The sequence below is a fragment of the Ensifer sp. ENS09 genome (assembly GCF_014852425.1).
In the GTDB taxonomy this organism is placed as follows: Bacteria; Pseudomonadota; Alphaproteobacteria; order Rhizobiales; family Rhizobiaceae; genus Ensifer.
The window spans coordinates 796,031-811,709 of sequence record NZ_JACVBP010000002.1; the positions used below are offsets into that span (position 1 = coordinate 796,031).

Consider the following 15,679-nt stretch of genomic DNA (forward strand, 5'->3'; position numbering starts at 1 on the left):
TTCAGCATCTGTTTAGGAAGATTTGCTGTATTGCGACGCAATTTTGCTTTTACAGGTTTCGCCATGACGACGACCGGCCAGGACATTTCCGTCTACTTCCGGACAGAGCTGGAAGACGCCGGCGACATCGAACTCGTCGTCGTGCTGCCGACGTTCCGTCGGCCGGAGCATGTCGTCAAGACGCTAAAAACCATTGTTTCCCAAAGGCCTGACCTCTCCTTCGCCACTGTCGTCGTGGAAAACGATGCCGACGGGCTGGCCGGGGCTGCGGCGGCCAAGGACTTCTTCCTCGGGCATCCTTCGGAATCGGTCGTGATCGTCGCGCACCAGCGCGGAAACTGCTACGCCTACAATGCCGGCTGGGCGACGGCGCTCGCGACCTATCCGAACCTCAAGGCGATCGCGATCATCGACGACGACGAAGTGGCGGCGCCCGAATGGCTCGATTGCCTCATCGCGGCACAGGAAACGACCGGCGCCGATATGGTCGGCGGCCCTCAGCTTCCGGTTTTCGAAGGCGATGGCGGGCAGAAGTGGAAACGCCATCCGGTCTTCACGCCCCATTATGATACGACCGGGCCGGTTCCCATTCTCTATTCCTCCGGCAACGTGCTCGTCACGCGCGGGGTGCTGGACGCAATGCCGCAACCTTTCCTGGATCCCGCCTTCAACTTTATCGGCGGCGGCGATGCGGATTTCTACAGCCGCTGCAAGGCAAAAGGGTTTTCGTTTTCCTGGGCGGCCGATGCCTGGGTTGCCGAGACGGTTCCAGCCCGCCGCACCAGCGCATCCTGGATCAGGGCGCGCAGCCTCAGGAACGGCGCCATCTCGACGATGCTCGAACATCGGCGAGACCCGAGCTTCAGGGGCCGGCTCAGGACCTTCGGCAAATCGCTGGCGCTGCTTGGCGCATCGATCCCGCGTGGGCTGGAACTGTGGAACAAGAGCGGGCTTGCCGCGGCGGGATTATACCACTTCTATGTGGCGATCGGCCGGCTGATGGCGGAGTTCGGCCTCGTCAACGAGCAGTACCGCACCCCGGAAAAGAACTGACGACGGAAACCGTCTTGCCGATGGCAAGCGGCCGAGCGGAACCCGGCCGGACGTTCTTTGCTCTCGTCAGTGCGAGCTGCTTGCCTTGACGGCGCCTTCCGGCAACTTGTCATCGGCGACATTGCCGTTCTTGTCAACGATCGGGACCGGCTTTTGCAGCGGTACGTTCTGGCTGTTGGCAACGCGCTTGACGTCTTCCTTGGTCAGATATTCGAGCTGCTCGACGAGCACCTCGGTAATCACCTCTCCGCCGAGCTTCTTGTTCAGGCCGTCCTTGACCGTCGTCTTGAACGTCGGCAGGTCGAACGTGCCGGTGTCGGCGATGTCGATGAATTTCGAGCCGACGAGCAAATCGTAAAGCTCATCGGTAACCATCTGACGCAGCGGCGCGCGAAGGTTGTTGATCCCCTCCTTGGTGGCGGAGAAGGAAAGCTTGGTCAGGAAATAGCCCTGAACCGAACCATCCCGGATGACCGGGATGGTGATCATCTCACCGGGAACATATTGCTCCGCTGCACGCCGGGCGGCCTCGCCGTCAGCGACGACGGGCGCGGAGGCGCTTTGCATCGAGAAATAGACCGATCCGAGCGTGACCGCGCAGACCCAGATCCCGGTGAAAACGAGCTTCAGCATCAGAAATCGCTATAGCGGAACTGCGCTTCGGAATAGATGCCGTCCGCATCGGCATCCTGGGCGGCGGTCTTCAGGAGGTCGACGACGGCGCGAACCGCTTCGAGATGGGCTTCGACCTTCTGCGAATTGACCGACAGCTTCTCGCGCAGGTGCAGTGCATGCGAGGAGAAAGCCGAAGAGTTTTCGCCCGGCAGCATGTCACGATGCAGCATCGTCAGTTCGTAGAGGCAACGGCTCTTGTGGGCGTTCGATGTCTTGATATCGAATTCCGGGTCGACGCCGATCCGGCTGTTCTCGTTGTCGAGGATCATTTCCAGGCGGCCGAGCACGTTCTGGATCCGGACGTCATTGGATGCCATGGCTTCCATGAATCAACTCCCAATTGGATCGCGATGATTTCTGGTCGGATCGACCGGATTCTCAAGCGATCTATTCCTATGAATTAGAGCGGAATGCGGATGGAAAACTGCAAGCAGTTCCCTCACCCCGCCCTAGGCTTGCTTGTTCTTGTCGTTGTCGGTCGAGAAGCCGGTCAGCGTCTTGCGCTCGTATTCCTGCACGAGGCTTGCGGCGAGGTTTCGGCTGTTGCCGTCGAGCGATGCCTGAACCCGATCGGTGCCTTCGGCACCTGCGAGCTGCTCGGCAATGCCGATGCCACCGCTCTTGGAGATCACGTCGCCGATCTGCTCGGCCATCATGCTCTTCCAGATGTCACCCGCGTTGCCCTTGCCGAAGACGTTCTCGCTTTCGGTCGGCAGCATCGACTTCACGAAGTTCTGCAGCACCATGGCCTCGAACTTGCGATAGGTTTCCGGAATCTTCTTCTGTTCGACGCGGTTGTTGAGGTCGCCGAGGCCGCTCGAACCATCGGGCGACAGGTTCAGAACGTTGACGGCAGCGGCGAAGCCGTTGCCGTTTTCCGCGAGACTCGTCGCCTTGAACGCGGCACGGTTGGCCTTCAACCGCGCCTGTGCTTCCTGCACTTCGGCGGGGTCGGCGGCGCGCACGACATCCATCACCAGATCGCTGGGCGGAGAGATGGCCATGACGAATCCTCTCAAAATCGAGCCTGGGCATTGGTCGGCCCGGGTTCGCTCCGCCATCGGAGCAAACCGGGAATGACGCACTATCGCCCGTCAAGCTTACCGGAAGCTGGCGCGTTGCCCGTAACGTGTTGATCGATCAGGTCGTAGATGGAATTGTCGGCCTCTTCACGGTCCTCGGACTGGCGGGCCTCCTTCATGTTTTCCTCGAGCCGGTCGGCTTTCGCGCGCTCTCTCAGCATGCGCGCCTCGTGCGTTTGCTGGATGCCGTGCAGCATCTGGTCCTTCTGCACGAGCCTTCCGATCTGCGAGGAATAGTGGCCGGAGAACATGCGGTGCATCGGGTGCGCCGAGCCCATGGCATCGACGACGACGTCGATCGTCTCGGCCAGGACCTCGCGCTGCCGCACCATCTCGACGAAATCCGCCTCCGCCATCTGTTCGAGATGGCGCTGGACGGCGACCAGCCGCTTGAGTTTCTGCGAGCGGGTTTTCATCCGGCTATCCTCCCTGCATGACCAGCGCGAAACCGTCGCCGAACAGGCGCAGCATTGCGGCGATACCGAGATAGAGCAGGAACAAGCCGCCCATGATCAAATAGGGCTGCGAGATGAAGTAGATCGGGATCTGTGGCGCCAGCTTGTTCACCATGCCGATCGCCACATTGAACAGCAGGCCATAGATGATGAAGGGGCTCGCGAGCCTCAACATGATCATGAAGATCTGCGACAGCGAATCCGTGAGCGTGATCAGCACGCCTTGCGGATCGAAGGGCGTGCCGATCGGCATGGCGCGATAGGATTGCACGATTGCCTCGATCATCACATGATGGAAGTCCAGCATGAACAGCACCATCAGGCCGGTGAAGCTGATCAAGCTGGTCACCTGGTTTTCGGGCGTATCTTCGATCACGTCCGACGATGGCGGCGAAGCAAAGCCCATCAGCATGGTGATCGCCGTTCCAGTGAACTGCAGTCCCAGGACATAGTAGCGGGCGACAAGGCCCATGACTGCGCCAACCGCCGTCTCGGCGGCGATCAGGTAGATGTAGCTGTGTCCCTTGCCGGTCACCTGCGGATAGATGTCCGTCCACATGACAGGCAGGATCGCCATGGAAACCGCAACTGCAATGAACAGCCGCACCTGCATCGGAACGCGTGCGCTGGAGAACCCGGGCATGATCATGATGCAGCCGCCGATCCGGCAGAAAGCCGCAAACAGCGCCAGCACCGTGCCCTCCGGGTCGGTGATCATGAAATGGAGCCGATGATCTTGATCTCAAGGCCCTTGGCAAGCTCGACATGCGAGAGCACGGGCAAGGTGGCAAAGAGGCGCTCGATGATCATGCGCACATAAGAACGAGATTCGGGCGAACTTACCAGTACGAAGGGCATGCCGCGATCGAGATGTTCACGGATAACTTTCGTCGCCTGCTCGCTGAACTCTTCGAGGTGACGCGGATCGATATCGAACTCGACAACCTCGCCCTTGGCGTCGCGCTTGAGCGCCTGGTGGAAGACCATGTCCCACTTGTTGCCGAGGCGCAGCACGCGCAGGATGCCGTTGTCGGCAAGGTCGCCGCACAACTGCTGCGACATGCGTACGCGCACGTGTTCGACGATCTGCTCGGTCTTGCGCACATGCGGTGCGAGTTCGGCGACCGCTTCGAGGATCAGGTGCAGGTTGCGGATCGAGACGCGCTCCGCCAGCAGCAGCTTCAGCACCGCCTGCAGGCCGGAATAGGACATGTGCGAGGTGCAGATTTCGTCGGCGAGCTTGCGGTATTCCGGATCGAGCCGCTCAATCAGCACCTTGACGTCCTTATAGGAGAGCAGGTGCGGCAGGTTGTTGCGGATCACTTCGCTCAAATGCGTCAGCACCACCGAGACGTTGTCGATCGGATGGAAGCCTTCGCGCTTCAGGTCCTCGGTGAAGGTTTCGAGGATCGAGACCGCCGGCATCCCGAAGGCGGGTTCGCGGATCTCGTCGCCCGGAACACTCGGCCGGCGGCCGCCGCCGGTGACCACCAGGACTTCGCCGACGCGCACCGTGTTGGACGCGATCGTCGTGCCGTGAATGCGGATATGGTAGGCCTTGTCCGGAATGCTGATGTCGTCGGAAACCTTGATTTCCGGGATGACGAGGCCGTACTGACCGGCGAACTTGCGGCGCATCTTACCGACACGGAAGGCGAGTTCCTGGTGCGCACCGAGGAGGCGGGTCGAGACCTGCTTGCCGAGCAGGAGCTCGATCTCGGCGGTCTTCAGCACCGACTTGACGGAGTCCTGCTCGCCTTCCTTGGTCTGCTGGACCTTGGCGGCCTCTTCGGCGCGACGCGCGGCATTGGCAGCCTCGATCTGGCGCGGCACGAGCCAGCTCAGGAACGCCATGCCGCCGCCGAGCACGGCGAAGGGCAGGAACGGCAGACCGGGAACCACGGCCAAAAGAATGATCAGACCGGAGGCGACCATCAGCGCCTTCGGGTAGCCGCCGAGCTGGCCGACGACGGCTTGGTCAGTGGAGCCGGATGTGCCGCCGCGCGATACCAGAAGGCCGGCAGCGAGCGAGACGATGAGGGCGGGGATCTGCGAGACGAGGCCGTCACCGACCGACAGCTTGACGAAAACGTCGGCCGCTTCGCTGATCTGCATGCCATGACGCAGGTAACCGATGATGATGCCGCCGAAGATGTTGATTGCGGTGATGATCAGGCCGGCGATCGCGTCGCCGCGCACGAACTTCGACGCACCGTCCATGGCCCCGTAGAAGGAGCTTTCCTCTTCGAGTTCACGCCGGCGGCGCTGCGCTTCCTTCTCGTCGATCAGGCCGGCCGACAGGTCGGCGTCGATCGACATCTGCTTGCCGGGGATCGCATCGAGGGTGAAGCGCGCGCCGACTTCGGCGATACGCGTCGCACCCTTGGTGATGACGATGAAGTTTACGGTGATCAAGATCAGGAAGACGATCAAACCGATGACGAAGTCGCCGGACATGACAAGGCTGGCGAAACCGGAGATGACGCCGCCGGCAGCGCCGTGGCCTTCATGACCATGCGAAAGAATGACGCGGGTGGTGGCGATGTTCAGCGCCAGGCGCACCATCGTCGAGATCAGCAGGATGGTCGGGAACGAGGAGAACTCGAGCGGGCGCTGGATCCACAGCGAGACCATCAGGATCAGCACCGAAAAAGCGATCGAGAAGGCCAGTCCCATGTCGATCAGAAATGGCGGGATCGGCAGGAAGAGAATCGACAGGATCGCCACGATCCCGAGCGCGAAGCCGATGTCCCGGCCCTTCGGAGCTACTTTCGGGATGATCAGCGCTGCTTGTTGTGCCATGTCTCTTCCGTCTCATCATGAGATCAAGGCAGCATTCACACGCGCTGCCCCACTATAGAGATGGAGATACCCGTCCAAGCTTGCGCGAGGGTTTCATGGCGTCGCTGGCCGCTGGCCGGCGGTGCGGGATCAGAATCCGGACTGAATGCGCGAGAAGATGATGTCGGTAAAGATGGAAATCTGAGCGCCGATGAAGGGCGCGGACACGGCAACCGTGATCATGACGGCGAGGATCTTCGGGACGAAGGTCAACGTCATTTCCTGGACCTGGGTCAGCGCCTGAATGAAGGCGATGACAACGCCGACGATCATCGCGGCGAGAACGGCGGGCCCCGAGGCCACGATCACGGTCCAGATCGCGGCCTGTACGATATCGAGGGCATCCGCCTCATTCATGGAGTTATCACTTCACCTTGACGCCCGGGCCGATAACAAGCTCCTTGCCGTTATCCAGCACCGCAATGATTCCGTCAGAGTATAGTTTCACTTCCTTAACCACGCCAGTGGTCTTGCCGTCTTCGCTGGTGACAGTGCGCCCGATGACGGCGTCCGCTTCGCTCAGCGACGTGCGCTGCAGCAGGCTTTCAAGGTTCTTGTTGGTCTTGATCGTCTGCTCGACCTGCGAGAAGGTCGCAAGCTGCGCGATCTGCTGCGTCGCATCCATCGGCTGCGTCGGATCCTGATTCTTCATCTGGGCGACGAGCAGCTTCAGGAAGCTCTCGTAGTTGAGCGATGCCTTGGCGGCGTCGCCGCCCGAATCCTGAGCCGAAACGTTCGGGGTGTAGCCGTTGTTGCTGACGCCGCTTACCGCCATGGTGCGATCTCCTTGCGAATCTGCTCGACCGTTGCCGGCGTGATTTCCTGCGTGTTGAGGATGCGGTCTTCGATGGCGTAGAGGCCGCGGATCGCCTTGAGCGCTTCGAAGGCGCGACCGTTGGTCACCAGGCCGTCAACACGCTTCAGCTCGGCAAGGATCTCTTCGTTCTTGAAGCAGTTCAAGAGCATGACGATCGACTTGCGGAACATGGCGGTCGATTGCTCGGCGCCTTCCGGATTGATGAGGATCATCTGCGCGATGAAATAGAGCTGCTTCAGCGGCGTCGTTGCGTCTTCCGGCTGCAGCACGTGGTTTTCGAGCAGGAACGTCACATCGTTCAGGAACTCGACCGCGACCTTCCGGTCCACGCGCAGCACCGCGCCGTTTACAAAAATCCGTTCGCCCGACTTCAGCGAGATACGCAGTGTGCTCTTCATTTCAGTCCATCCCTGATGATGGTGGTAATGTCAATTATGCCCTGGAAGTTGGAGGATTCGCGTTTGCGGATCTTTTCCGTCTCGTTGAGTATCCAGATGGCGATCGAAATCAGATTGGCGCGCAGCTCTTCGTTCAGCTGGTTCTCCGGAGCACGCAGATCTTCGATGAAACGGATCCACAGGCGCCGGGTAAAGTAGATGGCCTCGATGGCCTCTCTCGAATACCCTTTCTGCTGTTTCGCTGCTTCCATGAGCGCGATCGAGCGATCGAGTACCTGCCGTTCCCGATTCTTGGAGTCGGCGACGCCGTCCTCCATGATCTCGGCATAGGAAAATTGGTACATTCAGACATCCTTCATGTTTGTCCGGCTCCTCACACTAGAGGAAATTGAGCAAGCTCATCTGCTGTAGTCGCGACGTTAGTGTATAGGACGTTTCCAACTGCACCTTGAGCGTGTTGATCCGGGTCGATGTCTCGATCGGATCGATGCCTTCGAGATCGGCGACATGCGTGTTGACCAGCTTGAGCTGCGCGTCGATCGAGGTGTTCGCCTTCTTCACGCGCGATTCCGAGATACCGAGCTGGCTGCGTTCGCCGTTGAGCGCGGCGATGCCCTGCTCTGCATAGTCCAGAGCCGCGGTGCCTACGGCGGCACGCGCGTCAGGCGTAATGTTCTTGTCCATCAGCTCGGCCGAGATCACGCTTGCCAGCGCGAACATCCGGAAGCCCTTGGTATTGGCGTTGGTTGAGCTTTCGATCACCTCGCTGGCGCTGATCCGGCTCGTCATGTTCTGGCTGGATGCGTCCGACCAGTTGGTGTCCCAATACCCCCCGGGGGTGGTATCCATGAAGCTCGTTTCCAGACCGGTGATGAACGTCTTCATCTGCGCGGCGGTGATCTGGTCGTCGGACGTGATGCCATTGGCGGACTTGAACGCCGTAAACGCAGTGTCGAAGGCCGTCTTTGCCGCAGACGTAGCGGTGTAGTCGGCGACAGGCTTGGCGTCGGTATTGATGCCCGAAAACAGGAACTCGCCGTTGAAGGACGTGTTGGCAGCCGCAGTGAAGGTCTGCAGCGCGCCCATGATCTCGGTCTTCTGGATCTTCAGCTGGCTCGCGGCATCGTTACCCTTGTAGGTAACGAGCGTGTCGCGCACCTTTTCGGCCGCTTTCGCCATCGTTTCCAGCGCGCCCTGCGAGCCGGAGAGGCGCTGGGTTACGACCGAGTTGGTGCTCTTCATCGAGTTCAGACGGTCGATCTCGCGCTGAAGGTTGAGCGAGCGCGAAGCCGTCGCGCCAAGCGTCAGGCCAACGTCGTAGTGCCGACCGGTCGTCTGTTCCTGGGTTGCCTTCAGCAGATCCATCTGGTTCTGCTGAATCGTCATGCGCATGGCGGTCTGGATCGCCAGATTAGAAACGTAGGACGTCTTCATGATTACCTCACAGCTTCCATCAGGGCCGCCATCATGGCGTCCACGGTGCTCACCAGCTTGGCCGATGCTTTGTAGGATTGTTCGAGATCGAGCAGCAGCGACAGTTCCTCGTCGATGCTGACGCCGGTCTGCTTGCTGAGCGCTTCCTGAGTGCGTGAGAGCATCGCGCGCTTGTTGTCGTCAGCGGCCGAGGCGGTCTTGCGTGTCTCCTCGAGCCAGCCGACCGAACCGGTCGCAAAATTCAGCAGGCTGCTGGTTCCATCGAGACCGGTCGACGGGTCGAACGACATGTTCTCACCCATCTTGTTGATGAAGCCATCGAGCAGGCCCGTGTAGCCGGGGCTCGGATTGCCGGCACCGCCGGGGTTCGAAACCACGCCGTTGAATCCGCCATCACGCAGAAGAAGCGGGTTGGCCTTCGCCAGCGCATTGACCGTGATCTTCGACGCCAGGCCTGGGACGACAGTTCCTGCCGGAGGCACCGCGGCTGTGCCCCAAGTGAAGAGACCGGGCTGGCCGCCCTCCTTGAAGAGCTCGACGAGACCACGGGCGATCTCGTCCAGCTGCGACTGGAACTTCGGCCCAATATCGTCGCGCAGCTGCACGAGGCTCGCAAGCTTGCCCTTGGCGGTCGTATCGGCACCGCTTCCGGGCGCGATCGGCACGCCGTCGACAAAAATCTTGTTGCCGGTCACGGTGGCGTCATACGTCGTTGTCGGCGCAAACGTCACCTGGCGCGGAATGTTCTCGAAAAGCACCGTGCCGTCGGTGGTGAAAATCACCGTATCGTTGTTGCCGCGTGTCACGGTGGAGATGCCGACGATCTCCGAAATCTGCTTCAGGATTTTGTCGCGTTGGTCGAGCGCGTCGTTTGCGTCGCCTCCCGTCGCCGTCGCCGACTTGACCTCGTTGTTCACCCGCTCGAAGTCCGCAAGCAGGCTGTTCAGCTTGTCGACCTCAAGAGCGATTTCCTTGTCGGCATCTTCGCGCATGTTCTGCACGTTGGCAGAAGTCTTGTTCAGGGAGTCGGCGAGGTCCTGGGCGCTGGTGACCGCAGCCGCCGCGATCGTCTTGTTGCCCGGCGTCGACGCCAGCGTCTGCAGGCTGTTGCGAAACTCCGAGAGCAGCTTCGACGGCGCAGTCTCGTAGTTGTTGCCGCCGAGACCCGATTTCAAGAGTTCCAGGCCTTCGCGAAGCCGCGCCTGGCCGGAGGCTTCGCCGATGCTGGCGATGCTCTGCTTGAGCAACGCCTCGTTCTGTGCCCGGTAGATGGATACGACCTGCGCACCGTTGCCGGTGCTGCCCAAGAGGGCAAGGCGACGCGAATAATCCGCATTGCCCGCATTCGCGATGTTCTTCGACACGATCGCGGTCTGCTGCGCCGTGTTGCTGAAGGCCTGCTGTGCGATGGATATTGCGGAGGACAGCGACATGACGCGGACCGTATCTCTTTCAATTACCGTTTCAGGTTGACAAGCACGTCAAGCAGGTCCGAGGCGGTCTGGAACACCTTGGAGTTTGCCGTGTAGTTGCGCTGCGCCTCGATCATCGACGTCAGCTCGTTGGCGATATCGACGTTGGAGTTTTCGAGCGCCTTGGACTGGATGTTGCCGAAAGCGCCAGAGCCCGCAAAACCCGTGACGATAACGCCTGAATCTGCCCCCTGCGAATAGACGTTGCCAGATTGCGGCTGCAGCTTGTCCGGGCTCTGGACGGTCGCAAGCGCGATGCGGAACTTGGGGATCAGGTTGCCGTCGCCGTACTTGACGTAAACGATCCCTTCCTTGTCGATCTCGAAGCCTGACATTTTGCTCGGCTTCGAGCCGTCGATACCGCCGCCGGTGCTGCTGAAGTCGCCGCCGAGCTGCGTGGTCTTGGTGGTGTCGATCGTGATTGCGCCGAGATTGGCGCCGGTGCCGGGCAGGTTGTTGATGGCCGTCGTGGTGAGTGTCGCGGGGACGGCGCCAGTGCGCTTGCCGGCCGCGTCGAACGTCATGGTTTGGGTACCGACCGTCGTGCCCGACGTGCGATCGACAACGTTCAGGCCCCAGGCGTTCGGACCTGTCTTCGTGTAGGTGAAGTCGAGAATGCGGGTGTTGCCTTGACTGTCGTAAACGACCATCGAAGTCTTCGATTGATCGCCGACGGCCGCGCCGGAGGGCAGGTTTGCTTCCATCGTACCCTTGGTCGAGCCGGCCGCAACGAGGCCCTCGTCCTTGAGCTGTACCGGCACAAGGCCGTCAAAGCCGTTGACGACAACGGTCGGATCGACGCCGGCCTTGTACTCGTAGCCCATCAGCGTGAAGCCGGCCGTGTTGACGAGGTTGCCGTTCTTGTCCGGCACGAAGGAGCCGGCGCGCGTCAGGAAGTTCTCGCCGCCATTGCCCGAAACGATGAAGAAGCCGCCGCCGTTGATGGCAAGGTCGCTGGCCGACGTCGTGTAGCTGGTGCCGCCCTGCTGGGAGATGCTGTAGCGCACCTGCGTCTCGACGCCGCCGGAATTGTAGTTGCCGCCGCCCGAAGGCAGGATCATCGACGAAAACTCAGTGGAGGCGCGCTTGTAGCCGGTCGTGTTGGCGTTCGCGATGTTCTCGGCGACGGTACCCAGACGGTTCGACTGGGCGTTCATACCGGACACACCCGTTCTCATGCTGCCATAGAGACTCATATCGGATCCTCATTTCCTTGTTACGGCGACACTAGGAAGCGGGCCTTGCGTGAACCTGTCTTGGTCCAGTGCCCGCCCATTGGCGTGGCACTCAGTTCCAGTCGATGCAGTAGCCAAGGAAACGCTTCGAATCGATCGGGTCGAAACCGAGCTTCTTGCGCAGTTTCTTGCGCAGCTTGCTGATGTGGCTTTCGACGACGTTTTCCTCGACGTCCTCGTCGAAGATCCCGTAGATCGCGTTGAAGATCTGCGACTTGGAGACGCGACGGCCGCGGTTTGCGACCAAATATTCGAGAATGCGGCGCTCGCGGCGCGGCAGGGCGAAGACATCGCCGTTGATTTCCGGATCACGGCCGTCGGCAAAAACGCGGATCGGACCGATGTCGGTAAAGTTGGCGATCGCCTTCAGGCGCCGGCGGATCGCAGCGACCCGGGCGAGGATTTCGCGGGGGTGAATCGGCTTGCGCACGACGTCGTCAACACCGCAATCAAAGAGTGCAAGCGTATTTTCGAGGGACGGTGTGTCGCTCATCGCGATGACCGGCGCCATCGAGCGATCGCGGATGGCCCGCGGCAGCGTGAAGGTGGTATCGCCCTGACCGATCAGGAAGGCTTCCACGGCATCGATATCCGAATCGGCAGCCGCATTTACCCACTCTCCAAATTCCTTGGGATCGAATCCCGTCGAGGGAATACCTTCACGTCCGAAGAGGGACGCATACCCGTCCTTCACCAGCTCTCTTTCATCAACCACTACGATCATTCGCCCGCCTCCGAATCAGTATGGCTCCGCACTGATTGAGAGGTACGAATCGAGGGATTCATGAACAACTAGAGGAAGTTACTGGGTGGAATTAATAATTGATTAACCATGTTTCGCCGATTTGATCTACATCTAGTGGCACCCGCCCCGAGGCGACACTAAAATAATGTGGAAAAGTTAACGGACTACGACAAATCGCTTGCGGTCACATTGTCCGCGCATTGTCGCCACAATGCGACAAACCGGATGCTAATACAATTTTTGGTTGCTTATTGGCAAAACTGCGTGGCGTTCGGCGTCCACTTGCCGTAGCCGGTCGCGACGAGATTCGCGATCACCCGGCAGACATATTTCTTCTGCGCCGGGTCGTTGTTCGGGCCCGCGTGATAGCGCGCAACGGCCATCGTCCAGGTCTCGTGCCTCGCATGGAGATTGGCCAGGAAGCGTGCGGCATATTCGACATTCTTCTGCGGGTCAAGCATCTCCTGCGGCGAGCTGAAATGCTCGCCATGGAAGTAATAGTTGATCTGCATGCAGCCGAGATCGATGAGCTTGGCGCCCTGCGCCCGCGCGTTGCCGAACTGGGTCAGAACGTCCTGTTCGCTGCTGCCGAAATAGGCCTTGCCCTCGATGTTCATCGCGTAGGGTTGAAGCGATCCCTTGCGGCCGGTTTCGGTCAGCCCGACCGAATAGAGGATCCCGGCCGGGATATCGTACTTCGCCGCCGCGCTGATGATCTCGCGCTCGCAGACGCCGGCGTCTGCGCTCGCAAAAGCACTACATGTAGACGTGACCAGTACGAGAGCGCTCAGTGCCGGCAGCCGCATCTTCCGTCCCGCCATTGCCAACCCACCTTTCCGCCGCCGAAGACTGGCTGTCGTCCTGTCGCTGCTGTCGTCCCTGGCCGTTGCCATCGGCGCGATCTCGGCCTTGTTGCCCGGCTTGTGCCTGGGCCTGGGCTTGCGAGCCGCCGCCCGACGACGTGTCGCCACTGGAGTTGAACACGATGTTCACCTGGTCGACCGCAAAGCCCTGAGCGCGCAACGCCTTGACCAGATCGTTCTGGTCGTCGCGCAGCTGCCGGAAGGCGTCGCCGGTCTCGACCTTGAGTTCGACCTGCAGTTCGTCGTCCTTCAGGCGCAGCGTGGCCGTGACGAGGCCAAGCTCGATCGGGTGAAGCTGGATCTTCAGGGTGTTGAGCGTCTTTCCGGCCTGCGTCCACGCACCCGGCTGAGCGAGTGCAGCACTTGGCTGCAGGGAACTGGTGGCCTCGCCAGCAATGGCGTCCGCCACGGCACTGGTGTTCGGGCTCATCGAGATGCCGAGATAACGCCGTGCCTCGAGCACGGTGACGTTCTCGACCTTGGCGGAGCCTTGCGAACGGGCGGCGTCGAACGCCGCGTCACCGTCCTTCGAAAGGCTCATGGAAACGGCCTGTCCCTTGCCGTCGGCCCGGGCGAAACGGAAGAGCCGATCGGGATCGCTCTCGCCTGCCTGTGCCTCGGCTTTCGCGCTATGCTCGCTGCCACCGGCAACCGGCACTGCAGCTTCAATCTGGCTGTCCGCTGCCTGACGCGCGGCCGCCGTCTGTCCCTGAGGCTGTGCCGTCTGGGCACCGCCGAGCAGCGTCAGCAGATCGTCCATCGCCGTCTTTGTCTGCTTGGCTTCTGCGCCCTCGCCGCCAGCGTTGGCGTCGGTATCGACCGCGGGGCGATCTGCCGGCGCCTTGCCAGTGCCCTTCGTCAGCGCAGCGATCCGCTCGGCGAGTTCGTCATCAGCCGCCACTTGCGCCAGATCGTCGGACACGGCAGCCGTCTTGGCCGGATCGGCCTTGTCGACGGCACGTTTGCCGCCGACGCCGCGCTCGGCCATCTGGAAATGGTCGCGCAGCGCGTGCTCGTCGAACTGTTCGTTGCGACCGAGGCTGATGCTGCGTGACGCGGCCCTGCCTGCGGCCTTGGCAATATTGTCCTTGTCGATCAAGGCTCCCGCCTCCGCGCCGCTGCCGGCAGCGGCGTCGTTGCCACCCTTGCCTGAACCCGGCTGGTCGTTGTTTTTCTGTCGCCCGGCACTGGCCACGGCATCTTCAAACGCGCCGGCCGATGCACCACCGGCCTGTTCCTTGCCGCCCGTTCGTCCGTTTCCCGTGCCGACAGGCGCCGGAGGCATGCGCAGAGTGTCCTCAGCCCTCATTTGTCATCTCCCTTGAGGAGAGCGTCGATCTCTTCGATCTTCGATCGTCCTTTCGCAACGAAGCCATCGTGCTCCGGGTCCGCAACCTCGTCAGCGCCGGATGCAGCCACAGTCGTCGGCGATACCGCCGGGGTCTGCGCGCTACCAAAGGGGCTCATACCGCTGCCAGTTTCCTCGCTTGCGGCCGACGCACTCGCTTCGACCGGTCTATCGGGTTTAGACGCAAACGCTTGCGTGAGGCTTTCACCGGCAGGTGGCCGAACGACGGCGTCCGCAACCGCCTTTGCAGCGTCCCGCAAGGCGCGGTCGCGCGGCGAAAGCTCCGCGTCTGAAATCGCCGCCAGGCTCGCCGTCGCGGCGAAGACGTCGTTGGAGGGCACCGAAGCCAATCCGGCATAGAAGCTGGCGAGCAGTTTCGGCTGCGCCGCACCGTCGGCGCCGAGCGCCTCGGCGCGCTCAGAGGCGAGCTTCGCAAGCTCCTGCTTGCCGGCGATCGCCGCGCGGCGAGCGACGCGAAGGAAGACTTCGCGTTGGCGCGGCGCGTCCATGAAGCCGAGGATCTCCGAGATCCGCCCCTGCGCTTCGCCATCGAAATGGGCGACGGCTAGTTCGACGAAGACATCCGCGAACTGACTGGCATAGGGAGACGTCAGGTAGCGGCGGGCATAGGTCAGCGCGTAGCGGAAGCCCTTGTCCGCGTCGCCCGCCTGAACCGCGAGGAAGACCGAGCGGCGCAGGGCAGCCTCTTCGATGATCGTACCCGGGGCCGCGAGACGGGCCCAATCGTAGTACTTCATCGCGCCCACCGGATCCTGCTGCGACGTCGCATTGCCGAGGATGAGGTAGAGATAGGGGCCGATGCGGGCGCTGCGGTATTCAGGCGCGGCCTTTGACAGGTTCTCGACGATCAGGCCGCCCTTGCCGTTCAGATATTGCGTCAGCGCGTCGGTGACGCGGGAATCGAAGTTCCCCGCCACGTCGTGATCAGCTAGGTACTTCAACGTCTCCGGATTGCCGCCGCTCATCGCATAGACCAGCGCCGCATCGACGTTGCGCGGATCACGGAAGACAGTCGCGTCGGCCGCACGCAGGCGCTTGTCGATTGCGCCCAGCATGAAGCGCTGCATTTCGATCGCCGAATGGTCGCCAAGGACGACCGAGTCCTGCACATATTGCAGCGACCGGATCATCTTGAAGGGTGCGAGCTCCTCGATATCGTTCGCCCTGGCAGCCCCTGTTGCAAAGGGGCTCGCCAGCACGCAGCAGGCCATCAGAGCGGTTCGCAGGCGTCTCAGCATGG

Annotated in this window: 18 protein-coding genes; 1 reads left to right on the forward strand and 17 read right to left on the reverse strand. The window is 61.3% G+C overall.

Going from position 1 to position 15,679, the window contains the following annotated elements; genetic code table 11:
• Positions 1-63: 63 nt before the first annotated feature.
• Positions 64-1,053 (forward strand): glycosyltransferase family 2 protein, encoded by a 990-nt coding sequence (locus tag IB267_RS11975; RefSeq protein ID WP_192447827.1) that lies wholly within the window; start codon positions 64-66, stop codon positions 1,051-1,053.
• A gap of 66 nt (positions 1,054-1,119) precedes the next feature.
• On the opposite strand, the gene IB267_RS11980 is transcribed toward IB267_RS11975, so the two are convergent.
• The 17 genes from IB267_RS11980 to motC form a co-directional block, all read right to left on the reverse strand.
• Positions 1,120-1,686: a hypothetical protein gene (locus IB267_RS11980; protein WP_192447829.1), complete on the reverse strand. Its 567-nt coding sequence runs from the start codon at positions 1,684-1,686 to the stop codon at positions 1,120-1,122.
• Positions 1,686-2,054, reverse strand: a complete 369-nt coding sequence (locus IB267_RS11985; RefSeq protein ID WP_043624961.1) for a hypothetical protein — start codon at positions 2,052-2,054, stop codon at positions 1,686-1,688. Before IB267_RS11985 ends, IB267_RS11980 begins: the two co-directional genes overlap by 1 nt.
• 123 nt (positions 2,055-2,177) lie before the next feature.
• Positions 2,178-2,732, reverse strand: coding sequence for a rod-binding protein (locus IB267_RS11990; RefSeq protein ID WP_192447831.1), 555 nt, complete (start codon positions 2,730-2,732; stop codon positions 2,178-2,180).
• An 80-nt stretch (positions 2,733-2,812) separates the two neighbouring features.
• Positions 2,813-3,226 (reverse strand): hypothetical protein, encoded by a 414-nt coding sequence (locus IB267_RS11995; protein ID WP_192447833.1) that lies wholly within the window; start codon positions 3,224-3,226, stop codon positions 2,813-2,815.
• Between the two features lie 4 nt (positions 3,227-3,230).
• Positions 3,231-3,983 carry a flagellar biosynthetic protein FliR gene (gene fliR / locus IB267_RS12000; protein WP_043624952.1) on the reverse strand — a complete coding sequence of 251 codons (753 nt, stop codon included), beginning with the start codon at positions 3,981-3,983 and terminating at the stop codon, positions 3,231-3,233.
• Entirely contained in the window at positions 3,980-6,067 is a 2,088-nt protein-coding gene (flhA, locus tag IB267_RS12005; protein ID WP_192447834.1) for a flagellar biosynthesis protein FlhA, read from the reverse strand. Before flhA ends, fliR begins: the two co-directional genes overlap by 4 nt.
• 129 nt (positions 6,068-6,196) lie before the next feature.
• Positions 6,197-6,463 (reverse strand): flagellar biosynthesis protein FliQ, encoded by a 267-nt coding sequence (fliQ, locus tag IB267_RS12010; RefSeq protein WP_043624946.1) that lies wholly within the window; start codon positions 6,461-6,463, stop codon positions 6,197-6,199.
• Positions 6,464-6,470: 7 nt separating this feature from the next.
• Positions 6,471-6,881, reverse strand: coding sequence for a flagellar hook assembly protein FlgD (gene flgD / locus IB267_RS12015; protein WP_034800748.1), 411 nt, complete (start codon positions 6,879-6,881; stop codon positions 6,471-6,473).
• On the reverse strand, positions 6,872-7,321 hold the full coding sequence (gene flbT / locus IB267_RS12020) for a flagellar biosynthesis repressor FlbT (protein ID WP_034800746.1): 450 nt from the start codon (positions 7,319-7,321) through the stop codon (positions 6,872-6,874). The genes flgD and flbT overlap by 10 nt, the downstream gene beginning before the upstream one ends.
• Complete coding sequence (gene flaF / locus IB267_RS12025) at positions 7,318-7,665, reverse strand: flagellar biosynthesis regulator FlaF (RefSeq protein ID WP_034800744.1); 348 nt, start codon at positions 7,663-7,665, stop codon at positions 7,318-7,320. Before flaF ends, flbT begins: the two co-directional genes overlap by 4 nt.
• Before the next feature lie 34 nt (positions 7,666-7,699).
• The gene (locus IB267_RS12030; protein ID WP_192447836.1) at positions 7,700-8,755 is read right to left on the reverse strand and encodes a flagellar hook-associated family protein; all 1,056 of its coding nucleotides are present in this window, start codon (positions 8,753-8,755) and stop codon (positions 7,700-7,702) included.
• Between the two features lie 2 nt (positions 8,756-8,757).
• Positions 8,758-10,188: a flagellar hook-associated protein FlgK gene (gene flgK, locus IB267_RS12035; protein ID WP_192447837.1), complete on the reverse strand. Its 1,431-nt coding sequence runs from the start codon at positions 10,186-10,188 to the stop codon at positions 8,758-8,760.
• A 23-nt stretch (positions 10,189-10,211) separates the two neighbouring features.
• Positions 10,212-11,423: a flagellar hook protein FlgE gene (locus IB267_RS12040; protein WP_192447839.1), complete on the reverse strand. Its 1,212-nt coding sequence runs from the start codon at positions 11,421-11,423 to the stop codon at positions 10,212-10,214.
• Positions 11,424-11,514: 91 nt separating this feature from the next.
• Positions 11,515-12,186, reverse strand: a complete 672-nt coding sequence (rem, locus tag IB267_RS12045) for a transcriptional activator Rem (protein ID WP_192447840.1) — start codon at positions 12,184-12,186, stop codon at positions 11,515-11,517.
• A gap of 269 nt (positions 12,187-12,455) precedes the next feature.
• A complete protein-coding gene (locus IB267_RS12050) occupies positions 12,456-13,013 on the reverse strand; it encodes a transglycosylase SLT domain-containing protein (RefSeq protein WP_192448310.1) in 558 nt (185 codons plus the stop codon).
• Entirely contained in the window at positions 12,964-14,379 is a 1,416-nt protein-coding gene (locus tag IB267_RS12055; RefSeq protein WP_192447842.1) for a flagellar hook-length control protein FliK, read from the reverse strand. Before IB267_RS12055 ends, IB267_RS12050 begins: the two co-directional genes overlap by 50 nt.
• Positions 14,376-15,677 (reverse strand): chemotaxis protein MotC, encoded by a 1,302-nt coding sequence (motC, locus tag IB267_RS12060; RefSeq protein WP_192447844.1) that lies wholly within the window; start codon positions 15,675-15,677, stop codon positions 14,376-14,378. Before motC ends, IB267_RS12055 begins: the two co-directional genes overlap by 4 nt.
• Between the last annotated feature and the right edge of the window lie 2 nt (positions 15,678-15,679).

Coding starts and splice junctions, on each gene's coding strand:
- IB267_RS11975 (WP_192447827.1), top strand. CDS start 64: ATGACGACGACCGGCCAGGACATTTCCGTCTACTTCCGGACAGAGCTG.
- IB267_RS11980 (WP_192447829.1), bottom strand. CDS start 1,686: ATGCTGAAGCTCGTTTTCACCGGGATCTGGGTCTGCGCGGTCACGCTC.
- IB267_RS11985 (WP_043624961.1), bottom strand. CDS start 2,054: ATGGAAGCCATGGCATCCAATGACGTCCGGATCCAGAACGTGCTCGGC.
- IB267_RS11990 (WP_192447831.1), bottom strand. CDS start 2,732: ATGGCCATCTCTCCGCCCAGCGATCTGGTGATGGATGTCGTGCGCGCC.
- IB267_RS11995 (WP_192447833.1), bottom strand. CDS start 3,226: ATGAAAACCCGCTCGCAGAAACTCAAGCGGCTGGTCGCCGTCCAGCGC.
- fliR (WP_043624952.1), bottom strand. CDS start 3,983: ATGATCACCGACCCGGAGGGCACGGTGCTGGCGCTGTTTGCGGCTTTC.
- flhA (WP_192447834.1), bottom strand. CDS start 6,067: ATGGCACAACAAGCAGCGCTGATCATCCCGAAAGTAGCTCCGAAGGGC.
- fliQ (WP_043624946.1), bottom strand. CDS start 6,463: ATGAATGAGGCGGATGCCCTCGATATCGTACAGGCCGCGATCTGGACC.
- flgD (WP_034800748.1), bottom strand. CDS start 6,881: ATGGCGGTAAGCGGCGTCAGCAACAACGGCTACACCCCGAACGTTTCG.
- flbT (WP_034800746.1), bottom strand. CDS start 7,321: ATGAAGAGCACACTGCGTATCTCGCTGAAGTCGGGCGAACGGATTTTT.
- flaF (WP_034800744.1), bottom strand. CDS start 7,665: ATGTACCAATTTTCCTATGCCGAGATCATGGAGGACGGCGTCGCCGAC.
- IB267_RS12030 (WP_192447836.1), bottom strand. CDS start 8,755: ATGAAGACGTCCTACGTTTCTAATCTGGCGATCCAGACCGCCATGCGC.
- flgK (WP_192447837.1), bottom strand. CDS start 10,188: ATGTCGCTGTCCTCCGCAATATCCATCGCACAGCAGGCCTTCAGCAAC.
- IB267_RS12040 (WP_192447839.1), bottom strand. CDS start 11,423: ATGAGTCTCTATGGCAGCATGAGAACGGGTGTGTCCGGTATGAACGCC.
- rem (WP_192447840.1), bottom strand. CDS start 12,186: ATGATCGTAGTGGTTGATGAAAGAGAGCTGGTGAAGGACGGGTATGCG.
- IB267_RS12050 (WP_192448310.1), bottom strand. CDS start 13,013: ATGCGGCTGCCGGCACTGAGCGCTCTCGTACTGGTCACGTCTACATGT.
- IB267_RS12055 (WP_192447842.1), bottom strand. CDS start 14,379: ATGAGGGCTGAGGACACTCTGCGCATGCCTCCGGCGCCTGTCGGCACG.
- motC (WP_192447844.1), bottom strand. CDS start 15,677: ATGCTGAGACGCCTGCGAACCGCTCTGATGGCCTGCTGCGTGCTGGCG.